This window comes from Bacteroides sp. GD17, assembly GCF_038448625.1.
In the GTDB taxonomy this organism is placed as follows: domain Bacteria; phylum Bacteroidota; class Bacteroidia; order Bacteroidales; family Bacteroidaceae; genus Bacteroides.
In genome coordinates, this window is sequence record NZ_JBCEZS010000004.1 from 241212 (window position 1) to 264257 (window position 23046).

21 protein-coding genes are annotated in these 23046 nt (G+C 49.2%); 19 read left to right on the forward strand and 2 right to left on the reverse strand.

The features are described 5' to 3' along the window. Nucleotides 1-48: 48 nt before the first annotated feature. Nucleotides 49-1254, reverse strand: coding sequence for an ATP-binding protein (locus tag AAE250_RS08235; protein ID WP_294596192.1), 1206 nt, complete (start codon nucleotides 1252-1254; stop codon nucleotides 49-51). 203 nt (nucleotides 1255-1457) lie between these two features. On the opposite strand from AAE250_RS08235, the gene AAE250_RS08240 reads away from it, so the two are divergent. The 15 genes from AAE250_RS08240 to AAE250_RS08310 all read left to right on the forward strand — a co-directional run bounded on the left by AAE250_RS08240 (nucleotide 1458) and on the right by AAE250_RS08310 (nucleotide 19116). After that, entirely contained in the window at nucleotides 1458-2042 is a 585-nt protein-coding gene (locus AAE250_RS08240) for a hypothetical protein (RefSeq protein ID WP_294596194.1), read from the forward strand. Further along, nucleotides 2039-2335, forward strand: coding sequence for a winged helix-turn-helix domain-containing protein (locus AAE250_RS08245; protein ID WP_294596197.1), 297 nt, complete (start codon nucleotides 2039-2041; stop codon nucleotides 2333-2335). Before AAE250_RS08240 ends, AAE250_RS08245 begins: the two co-directional genes overlap by 4 nt. A 56-nt stretch (nucleotides 2336-2391) precedes the next feature. After that, nucleotides 2392-3765: a cell envelope integrity protein CreD gene (creD, locus tag AAE250_RS08250; RefSeq protein ID WP_294596199.1), complete on the forward strand. Its 1374-nt coding sequence runs from the start codon at nucleotides 2392-2394 to the stop codon at nucleotides 3763-3765. 187 nt (nucleotides 3766-3952) lie between these two features. Further along, complete coding sequence (locus AAE250_RS08255) at nucleotides 3953-5083, forward strand: AAA family ATPase (RefSeq protein WP_294596202.1); 1131 nt, start codon at nucleotides 3953-3955, stop codon at nucleotides 5081-5083. Between the two features lie 353 nt (nucleotides 5084-5436). Next, nucleotides 5437-7752 (forward strand): TonB-dependent receptor, encoded by a 2316-nt coding sequence (locus tag AAE250_RS08260; protein WP_294596551.1) that lies wholly within the window; start codon nucleotides 5437-5439, stop codon nucleotides 7750-7752. Nucleotides 7753-7788: 36 nt separating this feature from the next. Next, nucleotides 7789-8841 carry a sensor histidine kinase gene (locus AAE250_RS08265; protein ID WP_294596205.1) on the forward strand — a complete coding sequence of 351 codons (1053 nt, stop codon included), beginning with the start codon at nucleotides 7789-7791 and terminating at the stop codon, nucleotides 8839-8841. Nucleotides 8842-8850: 9 nt separating this feature from the next. After that, nucleotides 8851-9918 carry a sensor histidine kinase gene (locus tag AAE250_RS08270; RefSeq protein WP_294596206.1) on the forward strand — a complete coding sequence of 356 codons (1068 nt, stop codon included), beginning with the start codon at nucleotides 8851-8853 and terminating at the stop codon, nucleotides 9916-9918. Further along, a complete protein-coding gene (locus tag AAE250_RS08275; protein ID WP_294596209.1) occupies nucleotides 9915-10631 on the forward strand; it encodes a LytR/AlgR family response regulator transcription factor in 717 nt (238 codons plus the stop codon). The genes AAE250_RS08270 and AAE250_RS08275 overlap by 4 nt, the downstream gene beginning before the upstream one ends. A gap of 81 nt (nucleotides 10632-10712) precedes the next feature. Then, nucleotides 10713-12755: a methionine--tRNA ligase gene (gene metG, locus AAE250_RS08280; RefSeq protein ID WP_294596212.1), complete on the forward strand. Its 2043-nt coding sequence runs from the start codon at nucleotides 10713-10715 to the stop codon at nucleotides 12753-12755. A gap of 9 nt (nucleotides 12756-12764) precedes the next feature. Then, nucleotides 12765-14210: a lipopolysaccharide biosynthesis protein gene (locus tag AAE250_RS08285; RefSeq protein WP_294596215.1), complete on the forward strand. Its 1446-nt coding sequence runs from the start codon at nucleotides 12765-12767 to the stop codon at nucleotides 14208-14210. Then, nucleotides 14207-15121, forward strand: a complete 915-nt coding sequence (locus tag AAE250_RS08290; protein WP_294596218.1) for a beta-1,6-N-acetylglucosaminyltransferase — start codon at nucleotides 14207-14209, stop codon at nucleotides 15119-15121. Before AAE250_RS08285 ends, AAE250_RS08290 begins: the two co-directional genes overlap by 4 nt. After that, complete coding sequence (locus tag AAE250_RS08295) at nucleotides 15118-16047, forward strand: glycosyltransferase family 2 protein (protein ID WP_294596222.1); 930 nt, start codon at nucleotides 15118-15120, stop codon at nucleotides 16045-16047. Before AAE250_RS08290 ends, AAE250_RS08295 begins: the two co-directional genes overlap by 4 nt. A 79-nt stretch (nucleotides 16048-16126) precedes the next feature. Then, a complete protein-coding gene (locus AAE250_RS08300) occupies nucleotides 16127-17038 on the forward strand; it encodes a glycosyltransferase family 2 protein (protein ID WP_294596225.1) in 912 nt (303 codons plus the stop codon). Between the two features lie 70 nt (nucleotides 17039-17108). Next, a complete protein-coding gene (locus AAE250_RS08305; protein ID WP_294596228.1) occupies nucleotides 17109-18374 on the forward strand; it encodes a glycosyltransferase family 4 protein in 1266 nt (421 codons plus the stop codon). After that, nucleotides 18367-19116, forward strand: a complete 750-nt coding sequence (locus tag AAE250_RS08310; protein WP_294596230.1) for a glycosyltransferase family 2 protein — start codon at nucleotides 18367-18369, stop codon at nucleotides 19114-19116. Before AAE250_RS08305 ends, AAE250_RS08310 begins: the two co-directional genes overlap by 8 nt. A 199-nt stretch (nucleotides 19117-19315) precedes the next feature. Here the strand turns inward: AAE250_RS08310 and AAE250_RS08315 are convergent, their stop codons facing one another. Continuing rightward, nucleotides 19316-20032 (reverse strand): SIR2 family NAD-dependent protein deacylase, encoded by a 717-nt coding sequence (locus tag AAE250_RS08315; protein ID WP_294596234.1) that lies wholly within the window; start codon nucleotides 20030-20032, stop codon nucleotides 19316-19318. Between the two features lie 169 nt (nucleotides 20033-20201). On the opposite strand from AAE250_RS08315, the gene AAE250_RS08320 reads away from it, so the two are divergent. The 4 genes from AAE250_RS08320 to AAE250_RS08335 all read left to right on the forward strand — a co-directional run bounded on the left by AAE250_RS08320 (nucleotide 20202) and on the right by AAE250_RS08335 (nucleotide 23005). Continuing rightward, nucleotides 20202-20873: an outer membrane beta-barrel protein gene (locus AAE250_RS08320; protein WP_294596237.1), complete on the forward strand. Its 672-nt coding sequence runs from the start codon at nucleotides 20202-20204 to the stop codon at nucleotides 20871-20873. Nucleotides 20874-20888: 15 nt separating this feature from the next. Beyond that, on the forward strand, nucleotides 20889-21350 hold the full coding sequence (locus AAE250_RS08325) for a hypothetical protein (RefSeq protein WP_294596240.1): 462 nt from the start codon (nucleotides 20889-20891) through the stop codon (nucleotides 21348-21350). Between the two features lie 176 nt (nucleotides 21351-21526). Further along, nucleotides 21527-22120: an FKBP-type peptidyl-prolyl cis-trans isomerase gene (locus AAE250_RS08330; RefSeq protein WP_294596243.1), complete on the forward strand. Its 594-nt coding sequence runs from the start codon at nucleotides 21527-21529 to the stop codon at nucleotides 22118-22120. Nucleotides 22121-22138: 18 nt separating this feature from the next. Continuing rightward, nucleotides 22139-23005, forward strand: a complete 867-nt coding sequence (locus AAE250_RS08335) for an FKBP-type peptidyl-prolyl cis-trans isomerase (RefSeq protein WP_294596244.1) — start codon at nucleotides 22139-22141, stop codon at nucleotides 23003-23005. Nucleotides 23006-23046: the final 41 nt, after the last annotated feature.

Below are 23046 nucleotides of genomic sequence, written 5' to 3' on the forward strand. Positions count from 1 at the left end.
CTAAATGAAGGTGTGCTCTAATTCTTACTTTTAGCACACTTTCATTTTTTAATATAGAAGGCCGACCATCCAAAGCGGAATGCGATTGTGATGCCCTATCTCGGTGGCATCTACAGCAAGGTAACTGTCCGGTATATCTTTTATCTGCTCGAAGGTCTTGGTACGTCCGCCTACCTCGAACAGGTATTTACGATCTACAAAGAAATCACCGGTGGCAGGAAGCAGGACTTCGTGGAAAGCACTGAGCTGATTCAGAAAAAACGTTTCCCGTATGTTGCCGATATCTACGCGAGGAGACAATGCATACATCAGGTTTGTGTTGTTGAGGTATATCTTGTCCGGGCGTGAGAGACTCCGGTAGTTCTTTACTTCGGTTGTCAGCAATGCCAGCAATCCGCCACGCTCCAAAGCATACAGCATTTTAAGACCTTGTTCGCGATTTGTTTCCAATTCCTTGTAGAGCTCGGACATCTTCGGAGTATGAGGCACACGCTCTGCCAAAATCATCAGCATCTTTTTTACTTTCTGAATAGTGATGTATTGCACGTCTTCTACTGCCGGCAGATCGGACTCAATGACTTGACGGACTACTTCCTGTAATCTGAATTCATATCCCTCGAAGGTACTTTTATAGAAGGGATAATATCCGATTTTGAGGTATTTCTCGAACAAAGGCAATATCTTGGTACCGGATGTGATGAAGGATGCTATCTCTACATGCCGCGATAATAACTCTTCCAAAGTAACCGGTTCGACTTTTATATCGTTCTCAAAGTACAGGAACTCACGGAAAGACAAGCCAGCAAGATGGTATACAATCTGTCTTCTGGAAAGATCGCCTTGCGAGGAGTCTATCTCAAGCATGGACGAGCCGGTGTAGACGATATTCAGATCCGGATAATCATCGTATAGATTTTTAAGGATGGTTTGCCACTTAGGGTAACGATGTATTTCATCCAAAAACAAGTGAGTACCTCCGTGGGTGTAATGGTACTCTACAAGGTCTGTCAATGAGTGGGTGGTAAACCAAAGGTTATCGAGAGAAACATACAGTGCTTTATCACGGTCGGGGAAATGCTCTTTGATATGTTGCAATATCAATGTGGTTTTTCCTACGCCCCGCGCTCCCTTGATTCCTATCAAGCGGTCATTCCAGTTTATCTGGTGGTATAAATACCGGATAAATGTAGTGGGAACTGCATTAAGCTTCCTATGAAACAGACGATAAATGCCTTCTACTGTATTTTCTTCCATACTTTACTTCTTTTTTTATATCGCAAATATAAAGAAATAAATTATCAAAGTGCTTTATTTGATAGAAAAAACAATCTTGAAAAGTCTTTTTTATCTCAAAAATCAATCTTGGAAGATTTATTCAAAGCTTCCTTAACTTTCTCTGTCTTTTCTTTTGTACTTTGATTTTTTATCTTTTACTTTGCAATACAAAGTACTTTTTTATGGATAAGAATAAGGCATTAGAATCAGTAAATGAGATAAAGGAGTTGATGGAAAAGTCCTCCAAGTTTGTATCTCTCAGTGGAATGACAGCTGTACTGGCCGGCACGTATGCATTGGCCGGTGCTTTTGCAGTTGGCAATTTGTTGGGCTCGGACAGCAGCCGGGAAGAATGGATTGCGGTAGCCTCACTTGTATTGGTAGCATCTATAATTACGGCATGCATCCTGTCTTGGTACAAGGCAAGAAAGATGGGGCAGAAATTATTCAGCAAGTTGACGTACCGCATTGCCTGGAACTTTGCACTTCCGTTGCTGACGGGAGGACTATTCTGCATAGCATTGCTGCTGCATGGAAATTATGGTTTGCTTTCATCGGTTATGCTACTGTTCTATGGACTTTCTCTGGTCAATGTATCCAAATTCACCTATTCTAATGTAGCTTGGTTGGGATATGCCTTTCTCTGCCTGGGCATTTTGAACTGTTTTCTTGAAGGGCACGACCTGCTTTTCTGGACCATCGGTTTTGGTGGATTCCATATTCTGTATGGAGTATTGTTTTACTTACAGTACGAAAGGAACAAATGATAGAAGCATTTCAAAATATAAATAAAGCCTTCGAAAGCAAAGTCCGTTTAGGCATCATGGCAGTGCTGATGGTAAATGAGGACGCTGATTTCAATACGTTGAAAGAGTTGCTTTCATTGACTGACGGCAACCTGGCCAGCCATACGAGGGCCTTGGAAGAACTTGGCTACATCGTCTGCCTGAAGAGCTTTGTGGGCAGGAAACCCAAGACTTCTTTCCAGGCCACCCCGCAGGGGAGAGAAGCTTTCAAAGCCCACATAGAGGCATTGGAAAGTTTCCTGAAGTCTACTTAAACCTATTATGGGGAAAAGCGAAACGATACCTATTATATACTTAATATCATTCTATTATGGACAGCTTGAACGATGATTTAAACGACAAAGTAAACGGGAACTTAGGTGAAGTAGGAAAACAGGCAAGCGGCTGCATGCACCGTTTTTCAAAATCGATTAAGGTAGTGGTTATTGCCTTCCTGGTCCTGTTGTTGCTGATTCCGATGGTCATGATTGAAAACATGATTACGGAACGGGGACAGACACAAGCAAACGCTATCGACGAAGTGAGCCAGAAATGGAGTTTGGCACAGACTATCACAGGTCCTTACATCAATCTGCAATACTCCATTGCGCAAGACGATAATGGAAAGAAGAAGGCAGTTGCGGGAGACGTCATTCTCTTTCCTGACGAACTATCGGTAGACGGACAATTGCAAACAGAAATCCTTCAAAGAGGCATTTATAAGGTGAATGTGTATCAATCGGAATTGCTCCTCAAAGGTTTCTTCAGCCCGGAAGAGCTCAAGAAAAGCAATGTCGATATGGAAGCACTTGAGTACGACAAGGCCGCCGTATGCCTGAACCTGACGGATATGCGCGGACTCAGCGAGCAGGTCAGCATTACTTTGAACGACTCTGTCTATGTGTTTGAACCGGGGATGGACGGACGGGGCATTGAGAATATGGGCGTTCATGCCATTATCAACCTTTCCGCTTTGAAAGAGAACAAGAAGCTGCCGTATGAAATGAGAATCAAGTTGAAAGGCTCCCAGGCTATTTATTTCACCCCATTGGGAAAAACCACTCAGGTCAAGCTAAAAGCCAATTGGGGCACTCCAAGCTTCGATGGTAATTTCCTGCCTGAGAAAAGAGACATAACGGAGAAAGACTTCTCGGCCCAATGGCAGGTGCTGAACCTGAACAGGAACTATTCGCAGGTGCTGGTTAATTCCAAAAGTGCCAATATACGCGATATAGAAGATTCTAATTTCGGTGTCAACCTGAAGATACCGGTAGAGCAGTATCAACAATCCTTGCGTTCGGCCAAGTATGCCATTCTTATTATCTTGCTGACTTTCACGGTGATTTTCTTTACGGAGATTATGGAAAAGACCCGTATTCATGCCTTGCAATATTTACTGGTAGGATTGGCACTCTGTCTGTTCTACAGCCTCCTGCTTTCCATGTCGGAGCATATCGGGTTCAGTCCGGCTTATGGTGTGGCTTCCCTGCTTACCATCGCTCTGGTAGGTGGGTATATGCAGGGAATTATCAAAAAGAAAAAACCGGCCCTTATCATGGTAGGTCTGCTGGGCATTCTTTATATCTATATATTCATCCTCATCCAGTTGGAGACTTTTGCACTGCTTGCCGGTAGCCTTGGACTGTTTGTGATATTGGCTTTGGTGATGTATTTCTCTAAAAAGATTGATTGGTTCAATGAATAAACTAAAGAATTACACATTTTACGTTACATACTTTACGTAACGTAAAATGTGTAATAATTCTAAATATAATGCAGACCTTAATTCGTAAGCTACTCATCAAACATCACTAAAACAAGATTTCTACGCCTATAGACCAATTATTATAAATAAGATTATTATATTTGCAATAATCTAAAATAGAATAATCATGAAGAGTGTGCAAACCAATCCCTTCGTCATAGGCGCCTACGCAGGTAGCCATTACTTCTGCGACCGCGAACAGGAGACAGCCGAATTGACCCGCGACCTGAATAACGGCCGCAGCGTAGTCTTGATAGCCCAACGCCGCATGGGCAAAACCGGCCTGGTGATGCACACCTTCCAGCAAGAGGAAATCAGCCGTAACTACTACACATTCTTCATCGACATCTTTGCCACCTCCTCCCTCCGTGAGTTTGTATACGCTTTTGGCTGTGCCATTTTGGAACAACTGAAACCTCGCGGTCGCAAGTTCCTCGACCGCTTTCTGCAAACCATTGCTTCCTTGCGCCCTGCTGTGAAGCTCGATGCCATGACAGGAGAACCGTCTTTAGAGATAGGCTTGGAGAATATACCTTCAGTAGAAACTACATTGGATGAAATCTTTGCCTACCTGAACGGAGCTGACAAACCCTGCATTGTAGCCTTCGATGAGTTCCAGCAAATACAGAATTACAACGAGAAAAACATGGAAGCCTTGCTGCGCACACAGATACAGCATTGTCCCAACGCCCGCTTCATCTTTGCAGGCAGCGAACCGAGTCTGTTGGTAGATATGTTCAGCCGTGCCAATCGTCCTTTTTATCAAAGCACTTTCACTTTGCATCTTGAAAGCATTCCATTGGACAAATACATAGAATTTGCCCGAATGCACTTTCACGAGAACGGGAAAGAAGTAGAAGACAGCTTGATAGAAGAGGTTTATACCAAATTCGAAGGCATCACCCTCTACCTGCAAATGCTAATGAATGAAATCTACCTGATGACGGAGAAAGGAACAACAGCCACTCTCGATTATTTTGAAACTGCCCTGCTTTCTCTCATCCGAAAGCAGAACTTCATTTATCAATCCCTTTTTGCCGGCTTGACAGAACGGCAACGTGAGATAGTCCGAGCCATTGCTGCCGAGAATGTAGCAACGAATGTTACTTCCGGTGAGTTTGTGCAGAAGTATCACCTGAAATCTCCCAGTTCCGTACAATCGGCCTTGAAAGGATTGTCCGGCAAGGGAGTCGTAGAGAAAACAAACGGTGGCTATGTCATCACCGACCGCCTATACAAGTTCTGGCTTCAACGATAAATAGTTCCGTCCATGCCTTGCGAACGCTTGTTCGCACAGTGCGAATACATATTCAAGCCTTGCGAATATCCGTTCGCAAGGCTTGAACAGAGAATTGTTACTGAACAGAGCAAGTTTTCTTCCTATACCCAGGATCTTTTTTCTTAATGTCGAAGAACTTTTCTCTATACATCAAAGAACCCTTTGGTATACAAACCACCCGCTTTCGTCTACAAAACCGGTAGCATCCTTCTACTATACCTACTTTTGCCCATCATTAAAAACTAAAAGTAGATATGAACATGACTAAAGTAAAGGAAGTTGCACGCAAGATGCAAGACTCTATCAAGGGAAGAGCAGGAATCTGTCTGTTAATGACATGCTTCTGCCTTCCCTCCTCCGCCCAACACCTGACGCAGAACATCAGAGGCACCGTAACAGACAAAGCATCGGGCACACCCATCGCCTACGCCACCATCCAACTGGAAGATGCTCCCGACCGAGGAGCCATCACCGATAGTATCGGGAACTTCCTGCTGAAAGGCATCCCGGTGGGACGCCACACCGTAAAGGCAACCTTCATCGGCTATGAGCCCAGCCTCATCCGTGAGATATTGGTATCTTCCGCCAAAGAAGTCTTCCTGGACATAGCAATGACCGAAAACACGCAGGAGTTGAACGAAGTAGTAGTACGCCCGCAAGTAAACAAAGAGCAAGCGCTTAACAAAATGGCACTGACCGGAGCACGTATGTTCAGCGTAGAAGAAGCCTCGCGCTATGCCGGAGGTATGGATGACCCGGCACGCCTGGCAAGTTCCTTTGCCGGAATATCATCGGGAGTGTCGCAAAATGGTATTTCCATCCACGGCAATGCTCCTCACTTGCTGCAATGGAGGCTCGAAGACGTAGAGATTCCCAATCCCAACCACTACGCCGACATCGCCACACTGGGCGGCGGCATACTGTCTTCTCTGAGCAACCATGTACTGGGCAACTCGGACTTCTTCACCGGAGCCTTTCCCGCCGAATATGGCAATGCGGTATCGGGCGTCTTCGACATGAAGCTGAGAAACGGAAACAACCGGAAAGTCGAGAACACCATTCAGGCAGGAATACTGGGCATAGACGTTGCCTCGGAAGGCCCTTTGAGCAAGAAGCACAACGCATCGTACATCGTCAACTACCGCTACTCCGCCACCGGACTGCTGGCCCACCTCAATATGGTGGACCTGGGAGGTGCCTTCGACTATCAGGACCTGAACTTCAAGTTCAACTTCCCCACCCGTCGCCTGGGCACCTTCTCCATCTGGGGTACCAGCCTCATCGACAAATACGGCAGCGACCTGGAGAAAGACATCAGCAAATGGGAGTATCTGGGCGATGGCTCGGAATCCAAAACCGACCAGTATATGGCGGCAGGAGGAATCAGCCACCGTTACTTCATCGGCGAGAACGGGTTGCTGAAGACGACCATAGCGAGCACTTACTTCAAGAGCACCGCCTCCATCGACATGTTCGACACCGACCTGAACTCTACTCCCTATCTGGACATGAGTAGGGAAAACACAAACCTGGTATTCACCACCTCTTACAATCATAAGTTCAGCGCCCGGTTCACCAACAAGACGGGAGCCACCTTCACGCAGATGTTCTACGATATGGGGATGAGCCTTGCCCCCTTCGTCAACACGCCCCTGAATGTCATCTCTATGGGCAACGGCAATACAAGCTTGTTCTCTGCCTACACCAGCAACTCCATCGGCATAGGCAATAACTTTACCCTGAACCTCGGACTGAACACCCAAGTACTGGCACTGAACAAGCATTGGACACTGGAACCCCGCATCGGCATGAAGTGGCAAGCCACTGCCAAAACCTCGTTTGCACTGGCCTACGGCCTGTACAGTCGTATGGAGAAAATGGACGTCTACTACACCCGGACACCGCAAACGGGCGACGAACTGGTAAACAAGCACCTCGACTTCACCAAAGCCAACCACTTCATGCTGACCTTCGATTACAAAATCTCCGACGACATGCTGCTGAAGATAGAGCCTTACTTCCAGACGTTGTTCGACGTGCCCGTCAGAGCCGGCGACTCTTATTCCGTACTGAACCGGGAGGACTTCTACGTGGAAGATGCACTGGTAAACAAAGGGAAAGGAAGAAATATCGGAGTAGACGTGACTTTGGAGAAATACCTCAGCCGGGGATATTATTATATGTTCACCGGTTCACTGTTCGACTCCCGCTATTGCGGAGGCGACAAGGTGTGGCACAACACCAAGTTCAACCGTCATTACATCCTCAACCTGCTGGGTGGCAAGGAATGGATGATGGGGCGCAACAAGCAGAACATACTGAGCGTGAACGCCAAACTCACCCTGCAGGGAGGCGACAGATACTCTCCGATAGACGAAGCCGCTACGATGGAGCATCCCGATAAAGAAGTGCAATACGATGAAACAAGGGCATACAGCCAACAATTCTCACCCATCTTCCTGACAAACTTCTCCGTCAGCTATAAGATAAACAAGAAGAAGTGTACGCACGAGTTTGCCGTGAAGCTGCTCAATGCCACGAACTATAAAGAGTACGGCGGGCATGAGTACAACATAAAAACGAAGAAAATAGAGCCGAATAGATTTGCCATGTCCTTGCCGAATATCTACTATAAGGTTGAGTTTTAAAGATAAAAGCATTACTTTTGATGCCAAAGATACGATATGGATAATTTCGACAATACAACTTCCTCCTCTTTTCTGCGTAAGTTTTTGCTCTCCCCCGGATACAGAACGGCAAGGCATCTCTTGCTCATCTTTATCATGGTGATCACTGCGCTCAACCAGTCGTTCATGACGATGAGGGATGGCATGGAAAGGTTAGGGAATGGAATTTTCCTCCAAGCTGCCTTTATATTCATTACTTATATGGTAGCTTGTTACTTCAATCTGTGGGTATTGCTTCCGCGCTACTTATTGCAAAAGAAGTATGTACGGTATGCACTCTGCCTGTCTGCTACCGTCTTGCTGCTAATCTTTGTCCAGACGATGGAAGAGCGCGCCGTACTCATCCGCTATGACATATTGGACGGATTCTATACGATGCCGCGAATCCCCATCACCATCCTGTCCTCTTTTGCCTTGGTGTTGCTTTGCATATCAGGCATAAGCATGACAGTGCTGCTGAAGAACTGGCTTTTGGACAACCGGAAAGTGAACCAACTGGAAAAGCTGCACATACAATCGGAAGTGGAGCAGCTGAAAGAACAAGTAAATCCCCGCCTGCTGTTCAGTATCTTGAACCGTACCGGAGTATTGGCGTCGCAACGTCCCCAAGAGGCTTCGGACATGCTTATCAGACTGAGCCAGTTGCTCAGATACCAATTATACGATTGCAGCCGGGAAAGAGTGCTGCTTAGTGCGGAGATAAAGTTCCTGAACAACTATCTTACGCTGGAACAAATGTACTCCGGAATATTCAGCTTCAATATCCAGTCCGACAAGGGATGTTCGCATATACTGGTTGCGCCCCTGCTGCTTATCTCTTTTGTGCAATCGGCCATAAGCAGAATCTACGAGGCGGACAAGCAGGCTTCCATAACGATACGGTTCGAGACTACAGACGATGCGGTAACCTTCACTTGCCGGTGCGAACCGGAAGAAGTCTTCTTCGACATGGATTTCTCCAAGGTCTGCAAGCGGCTCGATTTCCTGTACGGCAACCGTCACTCCCTGACAGTGACCGGCAAAGAAGTGACATTGAATTTAGAAATATAAGCAAGACGAATGACTGATATAGATAAGAATATAGTACCCGGCTTTCTGCAAAACCCGCGTTATAAGGTTTGCAGGCACATCTTGTTGCAGCTTATGATACTTGCACTGACCATCAATATATCTCTGGACGGCGAATCACAACTCTCCCGGGACACAACAGCCGTCCTGTCCTGGTTCTGCTATTACCTGCTCATCAACGGAGTTATTTATTTCAATCTCTATGTATTGACACCCCGCTATCTGGAGAAAGAAAAGTATCAGAAATATCTCATGGGAGTAGCCGGACTGATTCTTTTCACACTGTTGGGAATAACCATACTGCAAGCTACCCTGTATAGTTTCAAAGGCATCCAGGAGCTTTACTACGTCTATCTCATTGCCTTGAACCTGACGTCCTCTACCTTCTCGATAGGCTTGATGATTGTAGGCACATCTACCTTATTATTATTGCGCCATTGGGTTACTTATTCTCAGCGCATCAGCGAGTTGGAGTCCACCACACTGCAATCGGAGTTGAAGCATCTGAAACGGCAGATTAATCCGCACTTCCTTTTCAATATGCTCAACAACGCCAATGTGCTTATCAAGAAGAATCCGGCCGAAGCATCGCAACTCTTGTTCAAACTGGAAGACCTGCTACGCTATCAGATAAATAACGGCTCGGAAGATAAAGTTTCATTAAGTTCGGACATTCATTTCCTCAATGACTTCCTTAATCTGGAGAAGATAAGGCGGGATAAGTTTGAATATACTATATCCAAAGAAGGAGAAATAGAAAAGATATCGCTTCCTCCGCTTCTGTTCATCCCCTTTGTGGAGAATGCCGTGAAGCACAATCCCGACAGTGAGAACGAATCGTACGTACACCTTTCTTTCAAGGTATGGAAGAATGAACTGCTCTTTCAGTGTATAAACTCCAAGCCTGCGCGTCAATCGGAAGAGGATAAGCCGAAAGTGGGCGGTTTGGGACTGAAGAACATTAAGCGCCGCCTGGAGTTGCTGTACCCGGGCAAGCATACGCTGGAGGTGGAAGAGACTGAAGTTAGTTACAAAGTTAATTTACACTTGACATTATGAATTGTATTATAGTAGATGACGAGCCGCTGGCACGCGAAGCGATTGAATTGTTAGTGAAAGACATCACCTATCTAAGCCTGACGGGTACTTTCAACAACGCCGCCTCGGCAGCCGGGTTTATGGAAGAACATACGGTAGACTTGATATTCCTCGATATACAGATGCCCGGCATCACGGGGATAGACTTCGCCAAGAAAATATCCAAAAGAACACTTATCATCTTTACAACTGCCTATTCGGAATATGCTTTGGACAGTTACGAGGTAGATGCAATAGATTATCTCATCAAGCCCGTAGAACCGGAACGCTTCCGCAAAGCCACCGACAAAGCCCTCTCTTACCACTCCCTGCTGCTGCAAGAAGAAAAAGAAAACATAGAGCCTGCTGCCGACGATTATTTCTTCGTAAAGTCGGACCGCAAGTATTTCAAAGTGAACTTTGAGGATATACTCTTCGTAGAAGGGCTGAAGGACTACGTGATCCTGCAACTGGAAGAGCAGCGCATCATCACCCGCATGAATCTGAAAGCCATGTACGAACTGCTGCCCAAAAGCCTTTTCCTGAGGGTGAATAAGTCGTACGTAGTGAACACCGCCCGCATCGAAGCTTTCGACAATAACGACATCTTTATCAAAACTCACGAGATAGCCATCGGCAACAGTTACCGCGACAGTTTCTTCGAGGAGTTTGTCATGCGCAAGAAAAGGAAGTAAAGGTTTATGGTAGTTTGAGCGAAAACCGCTATCTTTGCACATCCTAAAAGCGTTCATAACAAAAGAGATACATATAATACAATGGAAAAGAAATTTAAACGTACCACCGTGACATCGGCCCTGCCGTATGCAAACGGTCCAGTTCATATCGGACACCTGGCAGGTGTCTATGTTCCGGCAGATATTTATGTCCGCTATCTGCGCCTGAAGAAGGAGGATGTAGTCTTTATCGGAGGTTCCGACGAGCACGGAGTGCCCATCACTATCCGTGCCAAGAAAGAAGGCATCACTCCGCAGGATGTGGTAGACCGCTACCATACGCTTATCAAGAAGTCTTTCGAGGACTTCGGCGTTTCGTTTGATATATACAGCCGCACCACTTCGAAGACGCACCACGACACGGCTTCGGAGTTCTTCCGCGAACTGTACGACAAGGGTGAGTTCATCGAAAAGACCAGCATGCAATACTACGACGAGGAAGCCAGGACTTTCCTTGCCGACCGCTACATCACCGGCGAATGTCCTCACTGCCATGCAGAAGGTGCTTACGGCGACCAATGCGAGAAGTGCGGCACCAGCCTCAGCCCTACGGATCTGATTAATCCGAAGAGTGCCATCAGCGGAAGCCAGCCCGTAATGCGCGAAACGAAGCACTGGTATCTGCCGTTGGACAAGCACGAAGGTTGGTTGCGCCAATGGATTCTGGAAGATCATAAGGAATGGCGTCCCAACGTTTACGGTCAGTGCAAGAGCTGGCTCGACATGGGGCTGCAACCGCGTGCCGTGAGCCGCGACCTGGATTGGGGTATTCCCGTACCGGTGGAAGGTGCCGAAGGCAAAGTGTTGTACGTATGGTTCGATGCTCCTATCGGTTACATCAGTAACACCAAGGAACTGCTTCCCGACTCTTGGGAGAAATGGTGGAAAGACTCTGAAACACGCCTGGTTCATTTCATCGGTAAAGACAATATCGTATTCCACTGCATCGTATTCCCCGCCATGCTGAAAGCGGAAGGCAGCTACATCTTGCCGGACAATGTGCCGAGCAACGAGTTCCTGAACCTGGAAGGCGACAAGATTTCCACATCACGCAACTGGGCTGTATGGCTGCACGAATATCTGCAAGACTTCCCCGGCAAGCAGGACGTTCTTCGCTATGTGCTCACTGCCAATGCACCGGAGACGAAAGACAACGACTTCACCTGGAAAGATTTCCAGGCTCGCAATAACAATGAACTGGTTGCCGTATACGGTAACTTCGTGAACCGCGCGTTGCAGCTCACCAAGAAGTACTTCGACAGTGTAGTTCCTGCCGCAGGCGAATTGACGGATTACGACCGCGAGACGCTGAAAGAATTTGTAGATGTAAAAGCAGAAGTAGAGAAGCTGCTGGATGTATTCAAGTTCCGCGATGCACAGAAGGAGGCGATGAACCTGGCACGTATCGGAAACAAGTACCTGGCAGACACCGAACCCTGGAAGATTGCCAAGACAGACATGTCCCGCGTTGCCACCATCCTCAACATTTCGTTGCAGTTGGTAGCCAATCTCGCCATTGCTTTCGAGCCGTTCCTGCCGTTCAGCAGCGAGAAGCTTCGCAAGATGCTGAATATGGACAGCTTCGACTGGGCAGAACTGGGACACACCGACCTGCTCCCTGCCGGACACCAACTGGGAACTCCCGAACTGCTGTTCGAGAAGATAGAGGACGACGTTATCCAGGCACAAGTAGACAAGCTGCTGGCCACCAAGAAAGCCAACGAAACTGCCAGCTATAAGGCTAATCCTATAAAGCCGACCATCTCCTTCGATGACTTCGAAAAGCTCGACATCCGTGTAGGTACAGTCTTGGAATGCGAAGCCGTACCCAAGATGAAGAAGTTGCTGAAGTTCAAGATTGCCGACGGACTGGAAAACCGCACCATCGTAAGTGGTATTGCACAGCACTACCAACCGGAAGAACTGGTTGGCAAGCAAGTGCTGTTCATCGCCAACCTGGCTCCGCGCCAATTCAAGAACGGACTGGTGAGTGAAGGCATGATACTTTCTGCCGAGAACTACGACGGTTCGCTGGCAGTAACTTCGTTGCTGAAGGAGGTAAAGCCGGGTAGTGAGGTGAAATAAATAAGTACGATGAGCGAATCATCACTGAAAGAAAAAACCGCCAAAGGATTATTCTGGGGAGGATTCAGCAACGGCATACAGCAGTTGCTGAATCTGAGCTTCGGAATAGTCCTTGCCCGTTTATTGGACAATTCGGACTACGGTATGGTAGGGATGCTCACCATATTCTCAGCCATTGCCGCTGCATTGCAGGAGGGCGGTTTTATTTCAGCGCTCACCAACCGGAAGGAGACTTGCCATAAAGACTATAATGCAGTATTCTGGTTCAGTACATTCTGCGGAATCACGCTCTACATCCTGCTTTTCCTTGCTGCACCATTGATTGCAGACTTTTATAAGACTCCCGAACTGATTCCTCTTTCCCGTCTTTCTTTTCTGAGCTTTGTTATTTCGAGCATGAGCATTGCGCCACGCGCCTATCTCTTCAAGAATCTGAAGATCAAGGAAACCACTATTATCTCTATTACCAGCCTGATTGTTTCGGGCATTGTCGGCATAGTGCTGGCAGCCAACGGATTTACATACTGGGGCATTGCCCTGCAAAGCATCTCGTTCGTAACCGTGGTTACGATACTCAACTTCTACTTCTCCCACTGGAGACCCAGCTTCCGGTTCGACTTCACCCCTATCAGGGAGATGATCGGATTCAGCAGCAAGATAATCATTACCAATATCTTCACTATCATCAACAACAACCTGTTCTCCGTATTGCTGGGCAAGTTCTATTCGGAACGGGAAGTAGGAGACTTTAACCAGGCCAATAAGTGGAACGCTATGGGGCATACCCTGATTACCGGAATGATAAACGGCATTGCGCAGCCCGTCTTTACAACCGTAGCCGATGACCGGGCACGCCAATTGGCAGTATTCCGGAAACTACTCCGGTTTACAGCCTTCATCTCCTTCCCCGCCATGCTGGGGCTGAGCCTCGTTTCGAAAGAACTGATTGTGATAGCCATTACAGAGAAATGGATGGGCAGTGCCTATATCCTGCAGATACTCTGTATATGGGGAGCCTTCCTCCCTATCATCAACCTCTTCTCCAATCTGATTATCAGCCGCGGACATTCATCCATCTACATGTGGAGTACCATCAGCCTGAGTGTGCTGCAACTGATAGCTGCCTGCGCCATGCACCCTTACGGGCTGGAATGGATGCTACGCATCTTCGTAGCAATCAATGTCGGCTGGCTGTTTGTATGGTTCGGCTTTGTGAGGAGAGAGATAGGGCTGACCCTGCGGGACATGCTGAAAGACATTTCCCCTTACCTTATACTATCCGTGGCGCTGGTTACGGTGGCGTATTATGCCACCCGCCCCATCGGGAACCTATATCTGAGCATAGTTGCCAAAGTAGTAATCGTTGCCGGACTCTATGCATTGACCTTATGGAAACTGCAATCCGTCATTTTCCGGGAAAGCATTGACTTCCTTTTAAAGAGAAAAAGAGCATGAGCCGCATAGCCTATATCATATCCGCATACAGAGATGCATCCCACCTGGCACGCCTTGTCGACGCCTTGAATGAGGATGCCGACTTCTACATACACATCGACCGGAAGGCAGACAGCCGTCCCTTCAGGGAACTGCTGAAAGACAAAGCGACCTTTGTACCCAGCCATTGGGTGAGCTGGGGAGGTTGGGAGCAAGTGGAATACCAAAAAGAATTGCTCGCCGCCGTACTGCATAGCGGCATACCTTACACCCGCGTAGTATGCCTGAGCGGTCAGGACTATCCCTTGTGGTCGAATGAGAAGATACACCGGTACTTTGACGAGCACAAGGAGACAGAATTCATTATGGGCATGAACCTCACCCGCTCTGCCGACAAGCGGTTATTATCCAAAGTAATCCATTACCACTTCTTCCGCGATTTACGATGGAAGAACCTTTGGTTAAAGAATAAGTTCATCGTTGCCTCCCGCAATCTGATGAAGCAGCTTCCGTTCAAGAAACAGCCTGTAACAAAGATAGGCCATAAGGAAGCCGACATCTTTTTCGGTTCCGACTATTGGGGTCTCACCTTGCCTTGCGCCCGATACGTCTACGAGAAGTTATGTACCGAAGAAGGACTGAAGCGCTACCTCAAAACAAGCTTTGTACCCAGCGAATTGTGCATACAGACCCTTGTCTTCAACTCCCCTTTCGGCAAGCACGCATTGCTCCGCGAAGGGAAGTACGGCGGACTCTTCACTTTGACTCCCCTGCACCACATCGTATATGGCAAGTCCATAAAGACCATGAGCCTGGAAGACTGGCCTGCACTGAAGCAATCCGGCAAAATGTTCTGTCGGAAAGTAGTGAGTGGAGCCTCCGACTCTCTTGTGGAAACCATTGATGCAGAACGAAAACAGGAAACCCTATGAAAATACTCGTTATCATCGTATCCTATAACTTTGAGCGCTGGATAGACCGTTGTCTGGGCAGTCTCCGCCAGTCGGAGCAACAGGCAGACGTCATTGTGGTAGATAATGCATCGCAAGACCACACCGTCCGGCTCATCGAAAGCCATTACCCCGAAGTACGCCTCATCCGGAGCAAAGAGAATCTTGGATTCGGCCGTGCCAACAACATCGGCATGAAGATTGCCCTGGAAGAAGGATACGACGCCGTCTTCCTGCTGAACCAGGACGCCTGGATCGATGCGAAAGTGCTCGGAACATTAAGTGAACTCAGCCTGAAATATCCCCGGTACGGCATTCTCTCCCCTGTACATCTGGCGGGTTCCGGTGAGAAGCTGGAACCAGGCTTTGCCGGTTATGCCGGATTGAACGGCCTGGAAGAAGTAAAAAGATGGGAAAGCCAGCAACAGGCAGGCGCCCTGCAACCACCTGTTACCCTCTCCTTTATCAATGCCGCCTTCTGGATGATCCCCGCTTCCGTGCTGCGAGAGGTGGGAGGCTTCTGCCCGTTGTTCTATCATTACGGCGAAGATGTGGACTACGTCAACCGCCTGCGCCACTACGGTTACTCGGTTGGATATTCGCCTGCCGTATTCGGCTGTCACGACCGCGAGTACCGCAAAGTAAGCCGTGAGGCATGGCTCCGGTCCGAGCAGGTTTATATGCTGGCGGAATATGCAAACATCAACTATTCGTTTCCGAAGGCTTTTGGTTTCGGTATACTGGCAGGCATCAAGAAATCCTGGAAGGCATTGATGAAGAAAGATGCCCGGACCGGCATGGCCTACATCGGAATCACCTTCCGGTTGTTGGGGCGCACCCGCGAAGTTCTGCACTACCGGAAAGCAAACCTGCACAGCAAGAAGACCGCGTTGTACCTGACTGATTAATATATGTGAACAAAAGAGCCATCGCATTCACCAAAAGCATTATCTTTGCCACATATTCATCCATATAAGCAAAGTGACCATGCCCTACGCTCCTATTCTCCTCTTCGTATACAATCGTCCGGCACATACTCGGCAACTGATAGAAAGTCTGCTCACTAATGCGGAGGCATCCCAAAGCCCCCTGATAATTTATTCCGATGCTGCCCGTGACGATTCCGCCCGGCCTGCCGTGGCAGAAGTCCGGCGTTTCATCCGTACCATCAGCGGTTTCGGCTCCATCGAAATCATAGAGAGGGAGGAGAACTGGGGACTGGCACGCAACATCATCGACGGCGTGACGACACAAATCAACCGCTACGGACAAGTCATCGTGCTGGAAGATGACCTCATCGTGGCTCCCTACTTCCTGCGCTTCATGAACGATGCACTCGACATGTACAAGGACGAACCGCGCGTAGGGCACATCCAGGCCTGCGACTTCACAAGAGACCCCTCGTTGCCCGACACGTTCCTCATCAAGTGGACCGGCAGCTGGGGATGGGCCACCTGGAAGCGTGCCTGGCAGCACTTCAATCCGGACGGCAAGGCACTGCTGAGACAACTGGAGGAACGCCGGCTGACCCGCCTCTTCGACTTCGACGGCACTTACCGCTTCACCCGGATGCTGCGCCGGCAAACCGAAGGCAAGAACAACTCGTGGGCCATCCGCTGGAATGCCAGCCTGTTCCTTGCCGACATCCTTTCGCTGAATGTGGGCCGTTCGTTGGTACAGAACAACGGTTTCGACGGCAGCGGAACCAACTGCGGGGGTGGCGGACTGTACGACTCGTCCCTCTGGCAGAAGCCGCTGCCCGTAGAAAGAATCAGCCCGATTGCCGAAAACCAGGAAGCCCGCCGTGCCTTCGCGCACTACTACCACCGCACCAACTGCTTCTGGGCAAAAGCCCTGCGGAGGATAAAACGCACCTTGAAAGGAGATTTTGGTGCCTGACCAAATGCATTTCTCAGTGAAAAGCACTACTTTTGTCCAAACATTCTGAAATCCCCCGGTAAGAGAAGCAATGAGAGTACTACTTATCAATACATCCGAACGAATCGGCGGAGCCGCCATCGCCGCCAGCCGACTGATGGAGTCGCTCAAGAACCACGGTATCAAGGCCAAACTGCTGGTGCGCGACAAGCAGACGGACCAGATTACCGTCGTATCATTGGGGCACAGTTGGCGGATGGTATGGAAGTTCGTTTGGGAGCGCATCGTCATCTGGCGCGCCAACCACTTCAAGAAAGACAACATCTTCGCCATCGACATAGCCAATACGGGTACCGATATCACTTCGCTGCCCGAGTTCCAGCAGGCAGACGTCATCCACCTGCACTGGGTCAACCAAGGCATGCTGTCGCTCAGGAACATCGAGAAGATACTTGCCTCGGGCAAGCCCGTCGTGTGGACCATGCACGACATGTGGCCCTGCACCGGCATCTGCCACCACGCCCGCGAGTGCACCCGCTACCAGCAGCAGTGCCACAACTGTCCCTTCATCCACGGTGGCGGCAGCAAGAAAGACCTCTCCTACCGCGTGTTCCTGAAGAAGCTCGACCTGTACAAAGGCCGCCACATCAACTTCGTGACGTGCAGCCACTGGCTGGAAGGGCAAGCCCAGAAAAGCGCCCTCCTCTGCGGCCATGCCGTGACGTGCATACCCAATCCCATCAACACCAACCTCTTCAAGCCCCGCAACCGGCAGGAGGCCCGAACGAAGTGCCTGCTGCCCCAAGACATGAAGCTCATGCTCTTCGGCTCGGTGAAGACGACGGACAAGCGGAAAGGCATAGACTACCTGATAGAATCGTGTAAACTGCTGGCAGAGAAGCATCCCGAACTCCGGGAGCAACTGGGCGTCGTCGTCTTCGGCAACCGCTCGCAAGAGCTGCAAAACCTGCTGCCCTTCAAGGTTTATCCGCTGGACTTCGTCAGCAACGAGCACCAACTGGTGGACATCTATAATTCGGTAGACATATTCGTCACCCCCTCGCTGGAAGAGAACCTGCCGAACACCATCATGGAAGCCATGGCATGCGGCATCCCCTGCGTAGGCTTCAACGTAGGTGGCATCCCGGAGATGATAGACCACCTGCACAACGGCTACGTGGCGCAATACAAGTCGTCCCAGGACTTTGCCAACGGCATCTACTGGACGCTGACCGAACCGGATTATCCCAGCCTCTCGGAGCAGGCCTGCCGGAAAGCCGTTGCCCACTACTCGGAGAACACCATCGCCAAGAAGTACATCGACCTCTACAACAAAGTAACCGGAAGAAATGCATAATCATCCCACACCGAAGTTCAGTGTCATCACCGTGACCTACAACGCCGCATCGGTATTGGAAGATACCATCCAGAGCGTTATCTCACAGACCTACCACCATGTGGAGTACATCATCGTGGACGGTGCCTCGAAAGACGGCACGCTCTCCATCGTCGACCGTTACCGTGACCGCATCACCCGCGTAGTGAGCGAACCGGACCGGGGACTGTACGACGCCATGAACAAGGGCATCTGCCTGGCCACAGGCGACTACCTCTGCTTTCTTAACGCCGGCGACAGCTTCCACGAGGACGACACCCTGCAACAGATGGTGCACACGCTTACCTCCCTGACCGAACTGCCCGACGTGATATACGGCGAAACAGCATTGGTAGACAAGGAAGGGCACTTCATCCGCATGCGCCGCCTTCAGGCACCGGAAGTGCTGACGTGGCGCAGCTTCAAGCAGGGCATGCTGGTATGCCACCAGGCATTCTTTGCCAAGCGCTCGCTGGCAGAGCCTTACGACCTGCAATACCGCTTCTCTGCCGACTTCGACTGGTGCATCCGGGTGATGAAGAAAGCCCGCACGCTGCACAATACCCACCTTACTATTATAGACTATCTGGAAGAAGGCATGACTACGCAGAACCGGAAGGCCTCGCTGCGGGAACGCTTCCGCATCATGGCGCGGCATTACGGCTGGATAAGTACAACAGCATACCACGCGTGGTTCGTTATACGCGCGGTGCTGAAGAAGTAGGACTTAGCCCTTCAAACACTGGAACTGAGCATATCTCACTCTAGGACTTAGCACCCAAAACATCCGGATCTTTTCACCCAATACATCCGGATCTTTTGGGGTAAAACATCCGGGTCTTTTACCCTAAAAGATGGGGATGTTTTCAGTGCTAAGTCTTAGAGTGAGGCATGCTCAGTCCTGGTATGCAAGAGCCTAAGTCCTAACCTTTCGTGTCCTGACTACTTGCAAGGCGCGCCGTCAACTCCTTTACTCCTTCCGAAGCTCCCTTTTGAATGACGTGTATCGAGCGCATGGAGTGCGTATCTACAGGCTTGGGGTCTATCAGATAGACTTCGGCAACGCGCGGCACGTAGTTCAGCAGTCCGGCGGCGGGATATACGTTCATCGAAGTACCGATAATGACGAAGATGTCCGCCTTCTCTACGTAGTTGATGGCTGTTTCAATCTCCGGCACCGCCTCGCCAAACCATACGATGAACGGACGGAGTTGCGAGCCATCGCCCGCCAGGTCGCCCATCTTCACTTCATACTCTTCGGGACGGAGTTGCTTGACGTAGTGAGGGTTGTAAGGGTCACGACTGGAACAGACTTTTGTCAGTTCGCCGTGCAGGTGGATGACTTTGGTGCTTCCTGCCCGCTCGTGCAAGTTATCGACGTTCTGGGTAACAACCGTTACATTGAAGTCTTTCTCCAACGCAGCAAGCCCCGTGTGGCCCGCGTTCGGCTCTACCTCCAGCAACTGCTTGCGACGCTCGTTGTAGAAGTTGATGACCAACTCCGGATTGCGCGCATAACCTTCGGGCGTTGCCACCTGCTCCACCGGATACTTGTCCCACAATCCGCCTGCATCGCGGAAAGTACTGATACCACTCTCGGCACTCATGCCGGCACCGGATAAGACGACTAAGTTCTTCATGACAGTTCTTTTAAGTTAGGATATGAATAGATGACACAAAAATAGCAGTAATCTACTAATCTCTATCAAAAAAACAGAAGATTCCACGCTATCCAATACTATATTTCACTATTTTTGTCCCACAGATAAAAGTCATAACTACTTAACTTCTAAAACTAAAAAGCATAACATGAAACAAAGACACCTCCTGCCACTACTCTGCCTGCTGCTTGGAGCATTGCCTTTCTCTGCCTCCCTGCAAGCCCAGAATGAATTCTCAAGAAAATCAGTCTTGACCTTGAACGTCGGCCCCTCCTGGTACAGCGGGCAGTTCATGGGGATAACGAACGATGCAGGCAGCTACAGCGATGACCTGAGAAAAGGCATGGCCTGGAGCCTGGGATACTGGTATCAGGGCAAAGCGCCCACGGAAGAAGGGCTGAAGATAGGCCCCGGCTTCATCTACCAGGGAAGCTCGTACCGGCAGACGCACGAAACCGGCTCCGATAAGATTGGAATGCACTATCTGGCTCCCCAATTCGGAGTCTTCTACCTGCGCACGCACTACCAACTGCAATTGTCCACCGGCATAGGCTACCAGTTCTACAACGACAAGAGCACCGTATATGGCAAATCGCGCAAGGTATCGATGGACAAAATAGCCTACAACCTCGCCCTGGGCGGAGAATACTACCTGAGCCGGCAATGGGGCGTATCTGCCCGGCTGAACTGGCTGGCCTCCAACACCGAGAGATATTCCGTACGCTATAACGGAAAGACCTGGAACATAGAACATCCGGAGAATGGCGAAGGGTACTTCGGCCAACTGTCCCTGCTTTTCGGATTGAATTATCACTTTTAAAAACACTGCTACATCATGAAGAAACTATTATTTCTATTCGCCACCCTTCTCCTCTGCTGCGCCTGCCAGGACGAAGACAAAAGCATTGACCCCACACTGATGCCCGAAGCTACAAGCATGGGGAAAAACACCCTGGGCTGCCTGATAGACGGCTGGATATATACAAGCGGACGATTCGGAAAGCCCACAGCCCGCACTGCCACCGGCAAAGACAACACACCGCTGGTCATCATCAGCGCTCCCGTTGATGCGATGGCCACATTACAGTTTACACTGGTCGACCCCAAGCAGGGGCAAAAATGCCGCTACATCGACACCCGGTTCAGTGACGGAGTGCCGGGAGACGGCGAAGCACACATCAGCCGCATGGACGGAAAAGTGATAAGCGGCACGTTCAGCGGCGAAGGTATCTCGGAAGGACGTTTCGACATCATTCTGGAGAAGAGCGACACGGAAGGCGGAGGTGCAGCGCGCTGAACAATCAGCACTCCCGAAGCGTGAAATTGCAGATTAAGTGTAGCATTAGTATAGGAAATAAGAAAAATTAAAGAACTAAAAGCAGATTCATTCAAATAAAAGACGTACTTTTGCCACTTGTTAATTTGCAATAGGCTGGAAAAGAAATCAATCCGGCCGTCAACAAGAACTTTTTTATGGATAAATTTAGTTATGCTATCGGCCTGGGAATAGGTCAGAATCTTTTAAGCATGGGTGCAAAAGGCATCGCAGTAGATGACTTTGCACAAGCAATCAAAGACATATTGGAGGGTAACCAAACGGCAATCAGCCACACAGAAGCCCGCGATATAGTAAACAAATACTTCGAAGAATTGGAGAATAAAATGAATGCCGCCAACATTGAGGCCGGCAAGCAGTTCCTCGAAGAGAACAAGAAACGCCCCGGCGTCGTTACCCTGCCCAGCGGACTGCAATACGAAGTAATCGAGGAAGGAAACGTTGGCCACTACGCCAAAGCAACCGACCAGGTGCAATGCCACTACGAAGGCACACTGATTGACGGAACACTGTTCGACAGCTCCATCAAGCGCGGACAACCCGCCACGTTCGGTGTAAGCCAGGTGATCCCCGGTTGGGTAGAAGCCCTGCAACTGATGCCCGAAGGCGCCAAGTGGAAACTCTACATCCCCAGCGACCTGGCCTACGGAGCACAAGGCGCCGGCGAAATGATTCCTCCCCACAGCACCCTCGTCTTCGAAGTGGAATTACAGAAAATCTTATCTAAATAAATAACAAGTAAAAGTAAAATGAAAAAAGTAACAATTCTCATGGCTCTTGCAGTAGCTGCCGGTTTGGCATCTTGCACTGCACAAAGTCCGAAAGCAAATTTGAAAACGGACATCGACTCATTGTCTTATGCCATCGGTATGGCACGTACAGAAGGTTTGGACCAATATCTTGCACAACAAGGCATCGATTCTACCCAGATGGGCGACTTCCTGAAAGGTTTCAACGAAGGTGCTGCCAAGACTTCCAAGAAAGACGCAGCTTACATGGCAGGTCTGCAAGTTGGACAGATGGTAAGCAAGCAATGGGTAGAAGGCTTCAACCAACAAATCTTCGGCGGTGACTCTACACAGACCATCAGCCGCGAAAACCTGCTGGCAGGTTTCGTAGCAGGCGTTCTGGGCAAGGGCGGCGCAATGGATATGGCTAAGGCTCAAGAGTACATGCGCACTCAGATGGACGCCATCAAAGAAAAAGCTACCGCAGAGAAATATGCTGAGAACAAGACTGCCGGCGAAAAGTTCCTGGCTGAAAACAAGGGTAAGGAAGGCGTTGTAACCACTCCGAGCGGCTTGCAATACAAAATCATCACCAAAGGTAACGGTGCTATCCCTGCTGATACAAGCAAGGTGAAAGTAAACTACAAAGGTACACTGATTGACGGAACTGAGTTCGACAGCTCTTACAAGCGCAACGAACCTGCTACTTTCCGTGCCAACCAGGTAATCAAGGGTTGGACGGAAGCCCTCACCATGATGCCTGTAGGTTCTAAGTGGGAACTTTACATCCCCAGCGAGCTGGGTTACGGTTCAAGAGAAACCGGCGGTCAGATCAAACCGTTCTCTACCTTGGTATTTGAAGTAGAATTGCTGGGCATCGAGAAGTAATCAGAAAATAATAAGCGATAGGGTGATAGGGTGGTAAAGGA

What these genes read in the sequence shown, in the direction of transcription:
- AAE250_RS08330 (WP_294596243.1), top strand. Translation starts at nt 21,527, where the DNA reads ATGGATAAATTTAGTTATGCTATCGGCCTGGGAATAGGTCAGAATCTT.
- AAE250_RS08320 (WP_294596237.1), top strand. Translation starts at nt 20,202, where the DNA reads ATGAAACAAAGACACCTCCTGCCACTACTCTGCCTGCTGCTTGGAGCA.
- AAE250_RS08275 (WP_294596209.1), top strand. Translation starts at nt 9,915, where the DNA reads ATGAATTGTATTATAGTAGATGACGAGCCGCTGGCACGCGAAGCGATT.
- AAE250_RS08315 (WP_294596234.1), bottom strand. Translation starts at nt 20,032, where the DNA reads ATGAAGAACTTAGTCGTCTTATCCGGTGCCGGCATGAGTGCCGAGAGT.
- AAE250_RS08245 (WP_294596197.1), top strand. Translation starts at nt 2,039, where the DNA reads ATGATAGAAGCATTTCAAAATATAAATAAAGCCTTCGAAAGCAAAGTC.
- AAE250_RS08260 (WP_294596551.1), top strand. Translation starts at nt 5,437, where the DNA reads ATGACATGCTTCTGCCTTCCCTCCTCCGCCCAACACCTGACGCAGAAC.
- AAE250_RS08305 (WP_294596228.1), top strand. Translation starts at nt 17,109, where the DNA reads ATGAGAGTACTACTTATCAATACATCCGAACGAATCGGCGGAGCCGCC.
- AAE250_RS08285 (WP_294596215.1), top strand. Translation starts at nt 12,765, where the DNA reads ATGAGCGAATCATCACTGAAAGAAAAAACCGCCAAAGGATTATTCTGG.
- AAE250_RS08240 (WP_294596194.1), top strand. Translation starts at nt 1,458, where the DNA reads ATGGATAAGAATAAGGCATTAGAATCAGTAAATGAGATAAAGGAGTTG.
- metG (WP_294596212.1), top strand. Translation starts at nt 10,713, where the DNA reads ATGGAAAAGAAATTTAAACGTACCACCGTGACATCGGCCCTGCCGTAT.
- AAE250_RS08335 (WP_294596244.1), top strand. Translation starts at nt 22,139, where the DNA reads ATGAAAAAAGTAACAATTCTCATGGCTCTTGCAGTAGCTGCCGGTTTG.
- AAE250_RS08290 (WP_294596218.1), top strand. Translation starts at nt 14,207, where the DNA reads ATGAGCCGCATAGCCTATATCATATCCGCATACAGAGATGCATCCCAC.
- AAE250_RS08295 (WP_294596222.1), top strand. Translation starts at nt 15,118, where the DNA reads ATGAAAATACTCGTTATCATCGTATCCTATAACTTTGAGCGCTGGATA.
- AAE250_RS08255 (WP_294596202.1), top strand. Translation starts at nt 3,953, where the DNA reads ATGAAGAGTGTGCAAACCAATCCCTTCGTCATAGGCGCCTACGCAGGT.
- AAE250_RS08235 (WP_294596192.1), bottom strand. Translation starts at nt 1,254, where the DNA reads ATGGAAGAAAATACAGTAGAAGGCATTTATCGTCTGTTTCATAGGAAG.
- AAE250_RS08300 (WP_294596225.1), top strand. Translation starts at nt 16,127, where the DNA reads ATGCCCTACGCTCCTATTCTCCTCTTCGTATACAATCGTCCGGCACAT.
- AAE250_RS08310 (WP_294596230.1), top strand. Translation starts at nt 18,367, where the DNA reads ATGCATAATCATCCCACACCGAAGTTCAGTGTCATCACCGTGACCTAC.
- AAE250_RS08270 (WP_294596206.1), top strand. Translation starts at nt 8,851, where the DNA reads ATGACTGATATAGATAAGAATATAGTACCCGGCTTTCTGCAAAACCCG.
- AAE250_RS08265 (WP_294596205.1), top strand. Translation starts at nt 7,789, where the DNA reads ATGGATAATTTCGACAATACAACTTCCTCCTCTTTTCTGCGTAAGTTT.
- creD (WP_294596199.1), top strand. Translation starts at nt 2,392, where the DNA reads ATGGACAGCTTGAACGATGATTTAAACGACAAAGTAAACGGGAACTTA.
- AAE250_RS08325 (WP_294596240.1), top strand. Translation starts at nt 20,889, where the DNA reads ATGAAGAAACTATTATTTCTATTCGCCACCCTTCTCCTCTGCTGCGCC.